Origin of the sequence: Streptomyces sp. NBC_01591, from assembly GCF_035918155.1 — a bacterium.
Taxonomy (GTDB): domain Bacteria; phylum Actinomycetota; class Actinomycetes; order Streptomycetales; family Streptomycetaceae; genus Streptomyces.
In genome coordinates, this window is record NZ_CP109327.1 from 7,039,345 (window position 1) to 7,052,397 (window position 13,053).

At 69.1% G+C, this 13,053-nt stretch carries 22 protein-coding genes; 21 read left to right on the top strand and 1 reads right to left on the bottom strand.

All coding sequences use genetic code 11. The annotated features are described in order from the left end of the window. Window positions 1-64 precede the first annotated feature (64 nt). Genes OG978_RS32330 through OG978_RS32410 form a run of 17 tightly spaced genes read left to right on the top strand, consistent with a single transcriptional unit; the run spans window position 65 to window position 9,129 of the window. Window positions 65-391 (top strand): hypothetical protein, encoded by a 327-nt coding sequence (locus OG978_RS32330; protein ID WP_326768586.1) that lies wholly within the window; start codon window positions 65-67, stop codon window positions 389-391. After that, a complete protein-coding gene (locus OG978_RS32335) occupies window positions 388-774 on the top strand; it encodes a hypothetical protein (RefSeq protein WP_326768587.1) in 387 nt (128 codons plus the stop codon). Before OG978_RS32330 ends, OG978_RS32335 begins: the two co-directional genes overlap by 4 nt. Continuing rightward, window positions 771-1,658 carry a hypothetical protein gene (locus tag OG978_RS32340; RefSeq protein ID WP_326768588.1) on the top strand — a complete coding sequence of 296 codons (888 nt, stop codon included), beginning with the start codon at window positions 771-773 and terminating at the stop codon, window positions 1,656-1,658. Before OG978_RS32335 ends, OG978_RS32340 begins: the two co-directional genes overlap by 4 nt. Then, window positions 1,655-1,939, top strand: a complete 285-nt coding sequence (locus OG978_RS32345) for a hypothetical protein (RefSeq protein ID WP_326768589.1) — start codon at window positions 1,655-1,657, stop codon at window positions 1,937-1,939. Before OG978_RS32340 ends, OG978_RS32345 begins: the two co-directional genes overlap by 4 nt. Next, entirely contained in the window at window positions 1,936-2,172 is a 237-nt protein-coding gene (locus tag OG978_RS32350; protein ID WP_326768590.1) for a hypothetical protein, read from the top strand. The genes OG978_RS32345 and OG978_RS32350 overlap by 4 nt, the downstream gene beginning before the upstream one ends. Continuing rightward, window positions 2,169-2,747, top strand: coding sequence for a hypothetical protein (locus OG978_RS32355; protein ID WP_326768591.1), 579 nt, complete (start codon window positions 2,169-2,171; stop codon window positions 2,745-2,747). The genes OG978_RS32350 and OG978_RS32355 overlap by 4 nt, the downstream gene beginning before the upstream one ends. Then, window positions 2,744-2,971 carry a hypothetical protein gene (locus OG978_RS32360; protein ID WP_326768592.1) on the top strand — a complete coding sequence of 76 codons (228 nt, stop codon included), beginning with the start codon at window positions 2,744-2,746 and terminating at the stop codon, window positions 2,969-2,971. Before OG978_RS32355 ends, OG978_RS32360 begins: the two co-directional genes overlap by 4 nt. Next, a complete protein-coding gene (locus OG978_RS32365; RefSeq protein ID WP_326768593.1) occupies window positions 2,968-3,429 on the top strand; it encodes a hypothetical protein in 462 nt (153 codons plus the stop codon). The genes OG978_RS32360 and OG978_RS32365 overlap by 4 nt, the downstream gene beginning before the upstream one ends. Further along, the gene (locus OG978_RS32370) at window positions 3,429-4,313 is read left to right on the top strand and encodes a PD-(D/E)XK nuclease-like domain-containing protein (RefSeq protein WP_326768594.1); all 885 of its coding nucleotides are present in this window, start codon (window positions 3,429-3,431) and stop codon (window positions 4,311-4,313) included. The genes OG978_RS32365 and OG978_RS32370 overlap by 1 nt, the downstream gene beginning before the upstream one ends. Next, a complete protein-coding gene (locus OG978_RS32375) occupies window positions 4,310-5,188 on the top strand; it encodes a hypothetical protein (protein WP_326768595.1) in 879 nt (292 codons plus the stop codon). The genes OG978_RS32370 and OG978_RS32375 overlap by 4 nt, the downstream gene beginning before the upstream one ends. After that, window positions 5,185-5,913 (top strand): exonuclease domain-containing protein, encoded by a 729-nt coding sequence (locus tag OG978_RS32380; RefSeq protein ID WP_326768596.1) that lies wholly within the window; start codon window positions 5,185-5,187, stop codon window positions 5,911-5,913. Before OG978_RS32375 ends, OG978_RS32380 begins: the two co-directional genes overlap by 4 nt. Next, the gene (locus OG978_RS32385; protein ID WP_326768597.1) at window positions 5,910-6,239 is read left to right on the top strand and encodes a hypothetical protein; all 330 of its coding nucleotides are present in this window, start codon (window positions 5,910-5,912) and stop codon (window positions 6,237-6,239) included. The genes OG978_RS32380 and OG978_RS32385 overlap by 4 nt, the downstream gene beginning before the upstream one ends. Next, window positions 6,236-6,616: a WhiB family transcriptional regulator gene (locus OG978_RS32390; RefSeq protein ID WP_326768598.1), complete on the top strand. Its 381-nt coding sequence runs from the start codon at window positions 6,236-6,238 to the stop codon at window positions 6,614-6,616. Before OG978_RS32385 ends, OG978_RS32390 begins: the two co-directional genes overlap by 4 nt. Further along, window positions 6,616-7,053 (top strand): hypothetical protein, encoded by a 438-nt coding sequence (locus OG978_RS32395; protein WP_326768599.1) that lies wholly within the window; start codon window positions 6,616-6,618, stop codon window positions 7,051-7,053. Before OG978_RS32390 ends, OG978_RS32395 begins: the two co-directional genes overlap by 1 nt. Beyond that, the gene (locus OG978_RS32400; RefSeq protein ID WP_326768600.1) at window positions 7,050-7,517 is read left to right on the top strand and encodes a WhiB family transcriptional regulator; all 468 of its coding nucleotides are present in this window, start codon (window positions 7,050-7,052) and stop codon (window positions 7,515-7,517) included. Before OG978_RS32395 ends, OG978_RS32400 begins: the two co-directional genes overlap by 4 nt. Further along, window positions 7,517-8,257, top strand: a complete 741-nt coding sequence (locus tag OG978_RS32405; RefSeq protein ID WP_326768601.1) for a hypothetical protein — start codon at window positions 7,517-7,519, stop codon at window positions 8,255-8,257. The genes OG978_RS32400 and OG978_RS32405 overlap by 1 nt, the downstream gene beginning before the upstream one ends. Then, on the top strand, window positions 8,257-9,129 hold the full coding sequence (locus OG978_RS32410) for a hypothetical protein (RefSeq protein ID WP_326768602.1): 873 nt from the start codon (window positions 8,257-8,259) through the stop codon (window positions 9,127-9,129). The genes OG978_RS32405 and OG978_RS32410 overlap by 1 nt, the downstream gene beginning before the upstream one ends. A gap of 97 nt (window positions 9,130-9,226) precedes the next feature. Here the strand turns inward: OG978_RS32410 and OG978_RS32415 are convergent, their stop codons facing one another. Then, complete coding sequence (locus OG978_RS32415; protein WP_326768603.1) at window positions 9,227-9,439, bottom strand: hypothetical protein; 213 nt, start codon at window positions 9,437-9,439, stop codon at window positions 9,227-9,229. A gap of 175 nt (window positions 9,440-9,614) precedes the next feature. Here OG978_RS32415 and OG978_RS32420 point away from each other — a divergent pair, with 175 nt between their 5' ends. The 4 genes from OG978_RS32420 to OG978_RS32435 are packed head-to-tail and all read left to right on the top strand — an operon-like array spanning window position 9,615 to window position 12,908. Continuing rightward, window positions 9,615-10,925: an HNH endonuclease gene (locus OG978_RS32420; protein ID WP_326768604.1), complete on the top strand. Its 1,311-nt coding sequence runs from the start codon at window positions 9,615-9,617 to the stop codon at window positions 10,923-10,925. Continuing rightward, complete coding sequence (locus OG978_RS32425; protein WP_326768605.1) at window positions 10,925-12,004, top strand: hypothetical protein; 1,080 nt, start codon at window positions 10,925-10,927, stop codon at window positions 12,002-12,004. Before OG978_RS32420 ends, OG978_RS32425 begins: the two co-directional genes overlap by 1 nt. After that, window positions 12,001-12,741: a zinc finger domain-containing protein gene (locus tag OG978_RS32430; protein ID WP_326768606.1), complete on the top strand. Its 741-nt coding sequence runs from the start codon at window positions 12,001-12,003 to the stop codon at window positions 12,739-12,741. Before OG978_RS32425 ends, OG978_RS32430 begins: the two co-directional genes overlap by 4 nt. After that, complete coding sequence (locus tag OG978_RS32435; protein ID WP_326768607.1) at window positions 12,738-12,908, top strand: hypothetical protein; 171 nt, start codon at window positions 12,738-12,740, stop codon at window positions 12,906-12,908. The genes OG978_RS32430 and OG978_RS32435 overlap by 4 nt, the downstream gene beginning before the upstream one ends. The last annotated feature ends 145 nt before the right edge of the window (window positions 12,909-13,053 follow it).

Genomic DNA, 13,053 nt, shown 5'->3' on the forward strand with positions numbered 1-13,053 from the left:
TCAGACCATGCCCGGTCTGGCGACCCCTCGATATCCCACCCACCGCTTGAAGGAGTGGAACACCGTGAACAACAAGCCTAGTCCGCAGTTGGGTGCCGCGACGGCACTGGTCCAGCTGCTGTCGGAGAACCCGCATCTGCCGATGCTCGACTGGACGTTGCCGGAGGGCGGTGCCCCGCTGATGGGCGCCATCGTGGACGCTGGCGTGGACATGCGGCCGGTCGTTGCCGCGTACGCCGAGGTGTTGGGCGGCACGATCCGCGAGCTGGAGTTCATCGGGTCTGCCGGCCTTATGTACAGCGCGTCGCTGTATGTGACGTGGCGGGATGTGCGGATCCAGGTGAAGGCGATCTGCTCGGTTTCGGCGTGCACGATGGCGGTGGCGGCATGAGCGCGACGCCTGACGACCGTACGCCCGTCACCGGGCCGTTCCGGATCTCCGTCGACGCCACCCCGTCCGGCGTCGCCCTCGACATGACGCACTACCTGAGCACCTTCGTGCTCGCCGTGGCGGAGGCCGCCGTCGAGGATGGCCCGTCCCTCCTCGACGACCTCCAGAACATCGCCGATTTGGGCCGGTCCGCCCGGCACCAGGGCGCCAACTCGCACGCCACGCACGAGCGTGACGAGGCTGTGCAAGACCTGCTCGACGAGCTGGTCGACGGCGGCAGCGTGCCGGTGTACGGCGGGCAGGTGCTGCGGCTTGCCGAGGCTCTGCGCCGGGCTGTGGCTCCGCGCCCGGTCCCGTCGCAGCGTGAGGCGGGTGCGGCATGAGCGCCCCGATGACGCCGGAGCAGCGTGAGGCGATTGCCAAGCAACTCGGCGACGTAAAGCCCGCGATGGACGGACTGCTCGTGTCGGTTGCTGAGTCGGTTGCGAACGTCCGCGACCACGACCACCCCAAGTGGGAAGACCTGTACTGCATGAACCTCTCGTCCTACATGGGCGAGCGGATGGCTCCGGTCCTGCGGCGGCTGCTGAACGCCGAGGCCCGGGTCGAGCGGTCCGGTCGGGCTCGGCTTCTGGCTGAGCACGAGACGCGGACGGTGGCTCGGGAGCGTGACGTGCTGCGGGCCCGGGTCGAGGAGCTGGTGACCGGGCAGGCACCGCCGGAGGCCCTGTCTCCGTGGGAGCGGGCTGTGGCCGGGCTGAATGCCCTGGTGGACGCGGACGTGATCTTCCACGTCGAACCGGACGGGCACATCAGCGCCCCGTTCAGCGACGAGCACATCGAGTGGGACCTGAAGGCCCGCCGCTGGGTGCTCACCCACGACGACGAGGACCCGTGCCGTCCGTGTGGTTGCCCGAAGCGGTTCAACCGGCACGCCGAAGGCTGCCCCACCTTGGAGTGCCCGAGCTGCGCAGCCCCGGCTGACGAGGCCGGAGCCCGTATCCCGGAGCACCGGACTGGGTGCCCGCGCGAGGAGGACTCGTACGAGCGGGTGGTGGCCGACTACTTGTCGACCCCCTACACCGTCGATACCACTCCGGCCGAGGATGCGCACGACTCCCCGCTGCTTCCCGGCGCCTGCGACGCGTGCGGTGACGTGCCTGAGAAGTGGTGCCCGGACTGCGCGGCCTGCCGCCAGGGCTGTCACGGCGGGCACGACGGCAACCCGTGCTCGCACCCGAACACCCCATGGGGTGGTGCCTCATGAACGCCCGCAATGAGTTGTACGCCGTGCTGCGGGCAGCTGGCGAGGACCGGGCGGAGGCTGAGCGGCTGATCGCCGCCCGCGACGCCGAGGTGCTGACCGAGGCCGCCGCCGTCATCGTTGCCGAGAACGACCGCGTGTTCTGGGCCACCACTCCCGGCACGCACTGGGCCGCCGACCTCCTCCGTCGCATGGCCGACAAGGCCGTCGGCGCCGCCCAGTTGGCCCGGCTTGAGGACGCCCGGCACACCCTCCAGCAGAACCGGCAGGGAGGTGCCCTGTGAGCGCCGCTGACCGTCGCGCCCTGCTGCGCCGCGCAGTTCGGGACCACCAGGGCGAGTGGACGACGCACCGAGTGCAGGACCTGTACCGGGACCGGTCCTATGACGCCCCATTCCGGCGGACCGCACGGCAGGACCTCGCAGTCCTCGCGCGTCAGGGCCTCCTCGTCCTCGACGACACCGACCCCGGCCGCAGGGTGTTCCGCCTCAACCACGCCCACGGAGGCGCCCGATGAAGTGCGAAGAGCAGCTGTACAACGACGGCGAGACGTACTCCTCCCGTGACTGCCAGCTTCAGCTGGGACACGCGGGACACCACGAGTACTTCGGGCAGAAGTACCCCCGCCCCGTGCCGGCCGAGCCGGACACCGACGTCGCCGATCTGATCGAGCGGGCCGCCCGCAAGCATGGTGCGTGGGACCTGGACGAGATGCAGTGGCCGATCGTCGTCGAGGTCACCAGCGTCTACGTCATCAAGGCGCCGGGCGCGACCGAGGACGAGGCACTTCAGGTCTGGGACAACGGCGACTACCCCGACCTGGACGGCGAGCAGGCGATCGACGGCGGCTTCGAGATCCGCCGCGTCGACCGGTGGCAGCGCAGCGACGTGATCCGCTGCTCTCCGTTCGGGCCTCAGATTCAGTGCCCCGGATGCGGCGAGCTGGCAATGCGGCGCGAGTGGTTCCACGACCCGTTCCGGAAGTGCCACGGCCCGATCGAGTGGCGTGAGAACGCACATGCGAGGACGCTCCAGTGGCGCTACCGCCGCGAGTTCCAGGCCACCCCGGGCATGCAGGCGGTGGCGTCATGAGCGACCGCCCGTCCACGTTCGGCGGGACCTGGACCCGCTATGACCGGTCCGGAATGGTCCGGTCGCGGCGCTCCGACGTTGGCCGGTCCGCGCGGGAGGTACAGGACCGTGCGTCGTACGACCACGGCCCCGCCGCCGGAGCGTCCTGCCTCCTCATCCTCGCCTTCCCCACCGCCGGGCTGCTGCTGGCCGCCCTCCTCCACACCACCGGAGTGACCGCATGACCGGACCCGAGCACTACACCGCAGCCGAACAGCTCATCGCCGAGGCCAGCACCGTCCTGCGCCCGAACGACGAAGGACACTGCGAGGCTGACCGCATCCTCGCCGAGGCGCAGGTGCACGCCACGCTCGCTCTCGTGGCCGCACAGACCGCCCCGGCCGTGTGCGCCCCGCAGCTGGAGACCGAGCCCGCGGTTGCGTACGTCTACCGGGCCGCGTGGGGCATGACGCCGCTCGGCACGTACACCAACCAGGACGCCGCCCGGATCCACTGCGAAACCGACGCCCTGAACAACTCCCCTGAGTTCGACGGCAAGGTCTTCGACTGGCTCGGTGACGAGTCCGAGCCGAACGACCCGTACGAGCTCGTCATCGGGCCGGAGGACGACGAGCAGCCGACCGACTACACCGTCACCCGCATCGAAGTCGCCGCCGAGTACGACCCGGAGGCGGACGCCTGATGACCACCACCGTGCTGGCCGGGGCTTCGGCCCCGGCCGCCGGCCTCGGGATCGAGCCCGGCATCTACCCCAACCTGCCGATGGAGGCTTACCACGGCGACCGCGGGTCGCTGTCCTCCAGCGGCGCTCGGAAGTTGCTGCCGCCGTCATGCCCGGCCCTGTTCCGGTATGAGCAGGACCACCCACAGCTGCCGAAGAAGGCGTTCGACGTGGGCAATGCCGCGCACAAGCTAGTCCTCGGCGAGGGCCCCAACCTTGTGCGGATCGACGCCTCCGAGTGGCGGACCGCTGCGGTCAAAGCTGTGGTCGCCGATGTCCGCGCCGCTGGCGGTGTACCGCTGAAGCCAGCCGAGTACGACCAGGTGCAGGCAATGGCCGACGCGATCCGCCGACACCCGGTCGCAAGCGTCCTGTTCGCGCCGGAGTCCGGCCGGCCGGAAGTGTCGATGTTCTGGACGGACGGCCCGACCGGCATCACCCGCCGCGCCCGCTTCGACTGGTTGCCGCACCCCCGGTCCGGGCGGCTGATCATCCCCGACTACAAGACCTGCCGAAGTGCTGAGCCGTCGGCGCTGGCGCGGGCGGTCGACGAGTACGGCTACCACTGCCAAGACGACTGGTACCGGGCCGCCGCCCGCGCGGCCGGCCTGGCCGAGGACCCGGCCATGGTCTTCGTCTGCCAGGAGAAGACCGCCCCGTACCTCGTCACCGTCATCGAGCTGGACGCCGCCGCCCGCCGCATCGGCGCCGCGAAGAACCGCCGCGCAATCGACGTGTTCGCCCGCTGCACAGAGACCGGCTACTGGCCCGGCTACTCCGACGACATCACCTACCTCTCGCTCCCCGTCTGGGCCGAGCGACGCGACGAAGAGGAATACCTGTGAGCTACCAGCAGATCGAGCGTATGACCCCGGCCGCGGCCCCGTCCCGGGTCGGGCAGGGCACCGCCGTGGAGCAGTCCCGCGCGGTGGCCGAGGTCCAGGCGGCCGTGTTGGTGGCCCGCCAGTTCCCCCGCGACGAGGCACTGGCCATCGCGAAGATGCGAACGGCGTGCTCCCAGCAGGAGTTGGCGCAGCGGGCGTTCTTCCGCTTCCCTCGCGGCACCTCGAACGTTTCAGGCGAGACGATCCAGCTCGCCAAGGAGTTGGCCCGCTGCTGGGGCAACATCCAGTTCGGTGTCGCCGAGCTGCGCCGTGACGAGGAGTACGGCGAGTCAGAGATGCAGGCGTGGGCGTGGGACATGGAGTCCAACGAGCGGTCGTCAACCACGTTCATCGTGCCTCACGCTCGGTGGTCGAAGGGGAAAGCCGAGAAGCTCGCCGATTTCCGTGACGTCTACGAGAACAACGCGAACAACGGGGCTCGCCGCCTGCGCGAGATGATCTTTACGGTCCTGCCTGTCTGGTACATCGAGCAGGCCAAGTCCGCCTGCACCAAGACCCTCACCAACGGCAACGGTGACGTTCCCCGTGCGCAGCGCATCGCCGACTGCGTCGCCGCGTTCGACGGCATCGGCATCACCGCCGACCAGATCGAGACCAAGCTCGGCCGGCCGTCCTCGAAGTGGACCGACATCGACCTCGGCCAACTCCAGGTCATCTACCAGTCGATCCAGCGTGGCGAGGTCACTGCCGACGAAGAGTTCCCCGCGCCGCGCGTGACGGTCGAGGAGATCACTGCCCCGGCCGCGGCACCGGACATCGAGCAGTCGGGTACGTGGCCGGCTACCGCTCAGCCCGGATCGGCGGTCCGAGCATGAGCTGGCACACCGGACGCCTCGCTGGCTTCGACCTGGAGACGACTGGCGTCGACGTCGAGACCGACCGCATCGTGGAAGCCTGCGTCGTCGGGTGTGGCGGAGGCATTCCAGTCTGGCCCAGGACTTGGATCGCCAACCCGGGCGTTGACATCCCCACCGAGGCCGCCGCGGTACACGGCATCACGACCGAAAGAGCCCGCGCCGATGGGCGCCCTGCCGCCGAGGTGGTCGAGGACATCGTGCACGCCCTCGTCGATGCCGTCGACGCCGGGCTTCCGGTCGTAATCATGAACGCGCCGTTCGACCTGACTGTGCTGGACCGCGAGGCCCGCCGGTACGGCGTCACGCCCCTCACCGACCTCGTCGGCGACGAGCTCCGCGTCATCGACCCCCGCCTGATGGACAAGGCCGTCGACCCGTACCGACGTGGCCGCCGCACCCTCACCGACCTTTGCGCACACTACGGGCTCCGCCTCGACGCCGCGCACACCTCCGACGCGGACGCGCTCGCCGCCTGCCGCGTCGCCACGGCGCTCGCCGAGAAGTGGCCGCAGCTGCGGGGCACCGCCCTCGACCAGCTGCACGCCGTCCAGCAGCAATGGGCCCAGCAGCAGGCCACCTCGTACGTGGCGTACCTCGCCCGCACTCCGGGCCGTGAGCACGAGGCGACCGCGGTTCGGACCGACTGGCCGCTCATCCCGTACCAGCGCAGGGGGTCGGTATGAGCCTGCTGAGCGCTGCGCGACGCCTCGTCGCGCCCGTCGGCCGGCACCGCTCGGCCCCCGCCTCACCGCTCGTCACCCGTGCCGCGGCATGCCCGTGCCGCGACTGGGACCGGCTCACCACCCACACCGTCGACAACGGGGTGATGACCTGCCAGAACTGCGGGCGCTGCACCGCCGAAGTCAGCCGCGCCGAACTCGCCCCGGGCACCCGGTGGCTGGTCTGCGACGACCCGGCCTGCGGCCACATGACCACCCGCCACCTCCCGGCCGCCGCCCCGCGGTCCTGGGCCTGCACCTGGTGCGGCACCACGAAGGGGGACCAGTGAAGTACGAGTGGATGGATCAGGCGCTCTGCGCCCAGGTCGACCCCAGCCTCTTCTTCTCCGAGGGGCCCCGGCACACCAGCCGAAAAGCCCTCCGTATCTGCAGCACCTGCCCCGTACAGCCCGAGTGCGCCGACTACGTGTCCGCGTTCGAAGGGGACCTGACGGCCAAGTACCGCTATGGCGCCTGGGGAGGCAAGTCCGTGCGGCAGCGCGCCCGCGAAGGCGGTGAACCGCCAGCAGCCGACCGCGACGAACAGATCATCCGCATGACCGATCGCGGCCTGGCGCCCGGAGAGATCGCCGCGCAGCTCGGAATCTCCGACCGCACCGTCTTCCGCGTCCGCAAAGCCCACCGGAAGCAGAAGGAGACGGTGTGATGGAGATCCGTACCGACGTCGCCGACATGCTCCGAGCCGGGCACTCCGACCGCGAGATCGCCCGACGCCTCCACGTCGACAACAAGGCCGTCGCAGCCTCGCGCAAGGGGCTCGGCCTCGCCCGACACAAGACCGGCATCAAGGCGGCCAGCAGCCCGCAGGACCTGTTCCGCCAACGCACCCGCCCCGTCGACGGCGGCCACCTCGAATGGACCGGCTACCGGACCAACGACGGCACCCCGTTCTTCCGCTGGCTGAAGCGGGGCTACACCGCCGGCCGAGTCGCATTCGTCATGCAGCACGGCCGCACCCCTGTCGGGCGCGTCCAGCCCGGCTGCGGCTACTCCGGCTGCGTGGCCCCCGCCCACGTCGAAGACCAGCCCATGCGCGACCAGCTGAAGAAGCAGATGGCCGGGATCTTCGGGGGTGCGGCATGAGCTACGCACCCGACACTCTTCACCGGCCAGCGGAATGGGCCGCCAAGGGCACGTGCGCCCAACCGCCTTACGTAGGCAGCGACCTCTGGTACGCCGACGAGTGGCAGAAAGACGACCGCCGCACCGCGATCAGCCTCTGCCGCACCTGCCCCGTCCTCGACGCCTGCCGGACGGCGGCCGCAAGCGAAGAAGCCGGGAAGGGCAAGGACAGCCGCCACGGCATCCGCGCCGCGCTGACCCCGGGACAGCGCTGGTCTGCCGACCAGAAGGCCCGCGCCAAGCCGAAGGCCAAGCGCGGCGGCCGGCGTCTCGCCCCGTGCGGCACCCGCGGCGCGTACGACCGGCACCTCCGCCTCGGCGAGCCCGTCGATGACGCCTGCCGCCTGGCGAACAACACCGACCGGCAGAAACGGCGCGTCGCCAATACCTCGTCGGCCACCGCCTCCCAGAACGGACAACGCTGATGCAGGACATCGAACTACCGAGCCACGATCAGGCCCGCGCCCTCACCGACCGCATCAAGATCGCCGTCGAAGGCACGTGGCTCCTGATCCAGGAGGCGTACACCTCCCGCACCTGGGCCGTCCTCGGCTACAGCACATGGGACGTCTACTGCACCGAGGAGTTCGGTACCACCCGCCTCCGTCTCCCCCGTGAGGAGCGGCAGGAAGTCGTCGCGTCCCTGCGCGAGTCCGGGCTGAGCGTCAGGGCCATCGCCGCAGCCACAGGCATTGGGTACGGAACGGTCCAGCGGGAGGTCGCCAGCTCAGGCGATCCATCTGGATCACCTGAGATCCAGGGCACGGACGGCAAGACATACGCCGTGGCCCGCCCGGAGCCCGAGCCGAACATCTGGGTCCAGCCCGCCGAGCCCGACTTCGAGCGCATGGTCACCCCACCCGCGAAGCCGAAGCGCCGGCCACTCCCCGAAGCGTTCGCGGACGCAGGCCGCGACCTCACCCGCGCCGCCGAAAAGCTCGCCCGGCTCACCGAAGACGACCGGTTCCCCAAAAACCGGGACACCACCCACCACCAGGTCCCCGAACTCCTCGGCGCCCTGGACCACGCCACTCAGCTCGTGCAGGCCATGAACCTGCCCGCAGCCCAGACAACCGAAGAGGCCCGCCGCTGGTGGGCGGCGAGCCTCCACAAGATCAGCGACGCCCTGCGCGACATCGCCAACTCCCTCAACCAGGAGCAGTAATGACGAACCCCATCGTACCCAGCACGCCCCTCGACGGCCCGCTGTACAACGTCGTCGACATCACCCCGGCCCTAGCCAAGGAGTGGCTGGCGCAGAACACCCGCAACCGCAACCTCCGCGAGCGCGTCGTCACCAGCTACGCCACCGACATGCGAGACGGGAACTGGGTCGAGGACGGGCAGAGCATCAAGTTCTCCAAGGGGGACATCGTCCTCCTCGACAACCCGCTCATCACCGGCAAAGCACTCCTCGATGGGCAGCACCGCCTCAGCGCCATCGCCGAGTCGGGGATGACCATCCGCATGCTCGTTGTTTCCAACCTGCCAGACACCACGCAGGAAACCATGGACACCGGCGCCAAGCGGTCCCTGGGTGACGTCCTCAAGCTGCGCGGCGAATCCCACTACGTCCCCCTCGCCGCCGTGCTCGTGCGCGTCCACATGTGGCAGGAGGGGGCACGCAAGAGCATGCGAGGCGCTCGGCCCACCCACCGGCAACTCCTCAGCCTGCTCGAAGAGCACCCCGAGATTCGGCGGTCCGCGGAAATCGGGTCACGTGCCAGGAACGCCAACCGCCTGTCCGCCAGCACCGCAGGTCTCTGCCACTGGCTGTTCGTGCAGATCGACCAGGGCGACTGCGCGTTCTTCTTCGCACGCCTCACCGACGGCGCCGGCCTGATGATCGGAGACCCGATCTACGCCCTGCGCCGCGCCGCGGAGAACGCGATGACGGACAAGGCGCGCTTCCGCGAGGAGCACATGACCGCCCTCGTCATCAAAGCGTGGAACGCGTACCGCGAGGGGCGTGAGCTCCAGCTCCTGACCTACAAGGCCGGCGGCGCCCGTCCGGAGCCGTACCCCGAGCCCAAGTAGCCCACCCCGGTCCGGGGCCGCCGCGCCCCGGGCCACCACCACCCGCACAGCACAAAGCCCCGCACATGGCGGGGCGTAGGAAGGGAGGGGACGTGAGCTACTCACTCACCTCAGACCACGGGCCAGCGTCCGGCCGCTTCACCGCGGGCGCGCCCGGCCGGCGCATGTACCAGCGCATGAACTCGCGAACGATGGCAGCGCGCGTCTTCCCCTGGCTCTTGACGGCCGCTTCGAACGGCAACCACTCGTCGTCGGGGATGCGCATCTGGCGTGGGGGCGTGTGCGCCGACTTCTCAAGGTTCGCGGACATGCAACCACCGTAGCGGAGGGTAGCTACACGCGCCACATCTACGGCGAGTGGATGTAGCTACAAGCCTCTGATCGAATCAGCTTGCCGTGTAGCTACACAAGCCTATATCGTGTAGCTACACGAGCCACCCCGGTTTACGGGCATCTTGCACGCTCACAACCCGAAGGATTCCCGAATGGCCGTCTCCAAGCGCCTCCGCTACGAGATCCTCCGCAGGGACAACCACACCTGCAGGTACTGCGGAGCGACCGCCCCCGACGCGCCGCTCTGCGTCGACCACGTCACCCCGGTCGCGCTTGGCGGCACCGACACCCCCAACAACCTCGTCACGAGCTGCGAACCCTGCAACAGCGGCAAGAGCTCGGCGACCGTCGATGCCGCGGTTGTGGCCGGCGTCAGCGACGACGCACTGCGATGGGCCGACGCCATGAAGCAGGCCGCGGCCAACATGCTCGAGCAGGAGAAGCCCAAGCTCGAATACCGCGCAGCTTTCCGCGCGGAATGGGACCGGTGGGAGGCCAGCGAAGGAAAGCCCATCGAGCTTCCCAGCGACTGGAAGCCCAGCGTCGAACGCTTCCGAGTCGCGGGACTGCCCTCCTGGGTATGGGGCGACATCGTCGACACAGCCATGGGCTACGACAAAGTCCTCAACAGCAACAAGTTCAAGTACTGCTGCGGCATCGCCTGGAACAAGGTCACCGCCATGCAGGAGGAAGCCCGGCGAATCGTTGGCGCAAGCCCAATGCCGGTGCCTCTCGACAGCCGCAAGTCGGTGATCGAGGCCGCGCTTACCGTCTGGCGCTGCGGCCTGGTCGAGAACGAGAAGCCGCCAACCACGGAACAGGAAGACGAGTTCCGCCGAAGCCTTGGCGAACTTTCCGATTTGGACCCCGAGCGAATCATCCAGGCTGCCCAGTACGCCACCTACTTCGGGACCAGCAACATTGCTGTCGCGCTGCGCGACATGGACCACGACGCGGCTTCCCGCGCATGGCGCTCCGCATGGCCTACTACCTGGGTCCCCGGCAACGAGCCCTGGGGCGGCAAGTTCGTCGGTGGCCCTACCGACGAGCAGCAAGAGTGGGTCAAGGAGCAGATCGAGAAGCTTCTCGACGCCGATGTCTACGTGACTCGTATCGTGCAAGCGGCTAGTTACGCCGGTTCGCACAAGTCGGCTCGGATCTACCACGGCCTGAGCGACGAAGAACTCGAACTGACAGGGATCAGTGGCTGGCATTCGCGAGCTTCCGAACTGTGGCGCGTTGCCTATACGGCCTCTGGCATGGCTGAGCCGACTGAGGGTGAAGCCTCCAGGTTCTTCGCAAGCCTCAAGCGCATCGGTATGGACGGCGAGTTCTATCTGGCCGACGTCTACGAGGCGGCATCCGCGGCCGGCAGTTACCAGGACCCGGACGTGACCACCTGCCTCACGCGGCACCTCTCCGTGTTCGAAGCTGCAGCCCTTCCCGTGGGCGGTAAGAACTGATGGCCCGCATCCGTTCGATCAAGCCCGAACTCCGTACCTCCATCACGGTGTCCCTGTGGCCGCGCGAGGTCCGGTACTTCTTCATCCTTCTTTGGGGCTACTTCGATGACTACGGCCGCGGCGTCGACGACGAACTCCTCATCGCCTCCGACTGCTTCCCCCGCGACCGTGACGTCACTCCCGAGGTCGTAGACGGCTGGCTGGAGACCATCGCCGAGGCCGGCCCGCTGTGCCGCTACGAGGTCGACGGTCGCCGCTACCTGCACGCTCCAAACTGGCGTGAGCACCAGAAGCCCTCGCACCCGACCCGGTCGAAGATCCCGCCGTGCCCGGACGACGAGCCCGACGACTTCAAGCGTTGGCGCGAGGTGAACCCGCAGCGCCTCCGGAGCCGCTCGCGAAAGTCTCGCGAAGCTCTCCAGAAGATCCCCGCAACGCCCCCAGAGACTCCCCAGGCCCCTTCCGGAGAGTCTTCCGACGACCTCGCCGACTCCTCCATCTGGGATGTCGAGGCAGACGAGGCGGCTGACGGTCAGCACGCCCTCACGGTTGGCGAAGGTGCTGGTCAGGGCAATGGGCCTGACTCTTCTGAAGCATTCCGGAGCGATTCCGGAGACGCTCCGGAGCATTTCGTCCCTGAGCTAGGGAGCAAGGGAGCTAGGGAGCTAGGGAGCAAGGGAGCGAGGGGGTGTGGGGGCGAAGGCGATCCGCGAAGTACCCGCGGTGCCGTTGCTCCGGCCGAACGGCCTGTCGGCCTCGCCCCGATCGACGTCGATGGCTTCTCGGTCACCGACACGATGCGTCGCTGGGTGGCCGCGACCTTCCCCGGCTTCGACATCGAGCACGCCACCGCCCAGTTCGTCAGCCACTACCGATCCACGGGCGCCCGCCGCAAGTCGTGGCCCGACGCTTGGCAGAAGTGGATCAGGGACGACGCGAAGAAGGCCGCCGACCGCCAGCAGCGGTACGCGAGCAACGTCGTCCAACTGCCCTCCGGACAGGCCCTCTCCGGCACCGACGCGACCGTCGACGGATGGATGGCCCTTGCCGCCCAATTCGACTCGAAGGAGCCCGCATGAACGAGAAGGAAGCGTCCATGCTGCTCGGTCACTGCGCCGCCTTCGATAACCGCAAGCCGTCCGCTGCCGCTGCCACAGCCTGGGCTGCCGCCCTCCACGACGTGCCGCTCGACCAGGACGCCAAGGCCGCGGTCGCCGCGTACTACAGCACCCCGCCCAAGGACCCCGACCAGCGTCTGTGGATCCTGCCGCATCACGTCCGCACCCTCCGGTCGAAGATCCGTAGCCAGCGGTTGGAGAACTTCCAGTACCAGCCGATCGGCGACGAGACCGTCGGCGAGTACTTGGCCCGGTACCGCGGTCAGGTGCAGGCCATTGCGTCCGGCCGAGTCGCTGCCCCCACTGGGCGGCTGGCCCTCGAAGGCGGACCATCTGCCGGCTTCATGCGGGAGTTGGAGGACCGCGGCTGGGAAGGCAACCGAACTGTCCTGGACTCCGACGAGGAGCCCCTAGCGGACACCGTGCGCCGAGCTGGCCCGCTCGGGGTCGAGTGCCCGATGTGCGGCGCCGAGATCGGCTTCCCCTGCAGCACTGGCAAAGCCACCAACAAGCACCCGCTCGGCAAGCCGCTTGCCAAGCCGCACACCGCCCGCACCCGCGCCGTATCCGGTGAACCGCAGCTGACCATTGCGCAGCGGGCCGCCGAGGAAGAGCGGATCCGCGAAGCGTCCCGGCGCGCACTTGAGCGTCTCGCTGACGAGGAGAGCATCCCCGACGCCGCCAGGACCACCGCATGATGCCGATCCCGCCGGCCGCGGTCGCCGTGATGACCGCCGCCACCGACGACTACCGCACCACCACCCCCACCGAGCAGCAAACACCCGAGGGTCTCGTCGACCGGATCGGCGAGTACCTCCTCAGCTCCGGCTACGAGATCCGCCCCGACCTCGACGAGGCCACATGACCCCGTCGTGCCGGGTATGCGGGCGCCCACTGCGTTCGGAGCGGTGGGCGGCCCTCCGCATCGGACCCGTCTGTGAACGCCGCACACGCGGGCACACAGCACCTCGGGCGGTCGTCGCGCACGCCACACCCGACATCCACCCCGG

Bases quoted from the DNA above. Each gene is read 5' to 3' on its own strand.
- OG978_RS32335 (WP_326768587.1), top strand. From the start codon at position 388: ATGAGCGCGACGCCTGACGACCGTACGCCCGTCACCGGGCCGTTCCGG.
- OG978_RS32340 (WP_326768588.1), top strand. From the start codon at position 771: ATGAGCGCCCCGATGACGCCGGAGCAGCGTGAGGCGATTGCCAAGCAA.
- OG978_RS32345 (WP_326768589.1), top strand. From the start codon at position 1,655: ATGAACGCCCGCAATGAGTTGTACGCCGTGCTGCGGGCAGCTGGCGAG.
- OG978_RS32355 (WP_326768591.1), top strand. From the start codon at position 2,169: ATGAAGTGCGAAGAGCAGCTGTACAACGACGGCGAGACGTACTCCTCC.
- OG978_RS32360 (WP_326768592.1), top strand. From the start codon at position 2,744: ATGAGCGACCGCCCGTCCACGTTCGGCGGGACCTGGACCCGCTATGAC.
- OG978_RS32365 (WP_326768593.1), top strand. From the start codon at position 2,968: ATGACCGGACCCGAGCACTACACCGCAGCCGAACAGCTCATCGCCGAG.
- OG978_RS32370 (WP_326768594.1), top strand. From the start codon at position 3,429: ATGACCACCACCGTGCTGGCCGGGGCTTCGGCCCCGGCCGCCGGCCTC.
- OG978_RS32380 (WP_326768596.1), top strand. From the start codon at position 5,185: ATGAGCTGGCACACCGGACGCCTCGCTGGCTTCGACCTGGAGACGACT.
- OG978_RS32385 (WP_326768597.1), top strand. From the start codon at position 5,910: ATGAGCCTGCTGAGCGCTGCGCGACGCCTCGTCGCGCCCGTCGGCCGG.
- OG978_RS32395 (WP_326768599.1), top strand. From the start codon at position 6,616: ATGGAGATCCGTACCGACGTCGCCGACATGCTCCGAGCCGGGCACTCC.
- OG978_RS32400 (WP_326768600.1), top strand. From the start codon at position 7,050: ATGAGCTACGCACCCGACACTCTTCACCGGCCAGCGGAATGGGCCGCC.
- OG978_RS32405 (WP_326768601.1), top strand. From the start codon at position 7,517: ATGCAGGACATCGAACTACCGAGCCACGATCAGGCCCGCGCCCTCACC.
- OG978_RS32410 (WP_326768602.1), top strand. From the start codon at position 8,257: ATGACGAACCCCATCGTACCCAGCACGCCCCTCGACGGCCCGCTGTAC.
- OG978_RS32415 (WP_326768603.1), bottom strand. From the start codon at position 9,439: ATGTCCGCGAACCTTGAGAAGTCGGCGCACACGCCCCCACGCCAGATG.
- OG978_RS32420 (WP_326768604.1), top strand. From the start codon at position 9,615: ATGGCCGTCTCCAAGCGCCTCCGCTACGAGATCCTCCGCAGGGACAAC.
- OG978_RS32425 (WP_326768605.1), top strand. From the start codon at position 10,925: ATGGCCCGCATCCGTTCGATCAAGCCCGAACTCCGTACCTCCATCACG.
- OG978_RS32430 (WP_326768606.1), top strand. From the start codon at position 12,001: ATGAACGAGAAGGAAGCGTCCATGCTGCTCGGTCACTGCGCCGCCTTC.
- OG978_RS32435 (WP_326768607.1), top strand. From the start codon at position 12,738: ATGATGCCGATCCCGCCGGCCGCGGTCGCCGTGATGACCGCCGCCACC.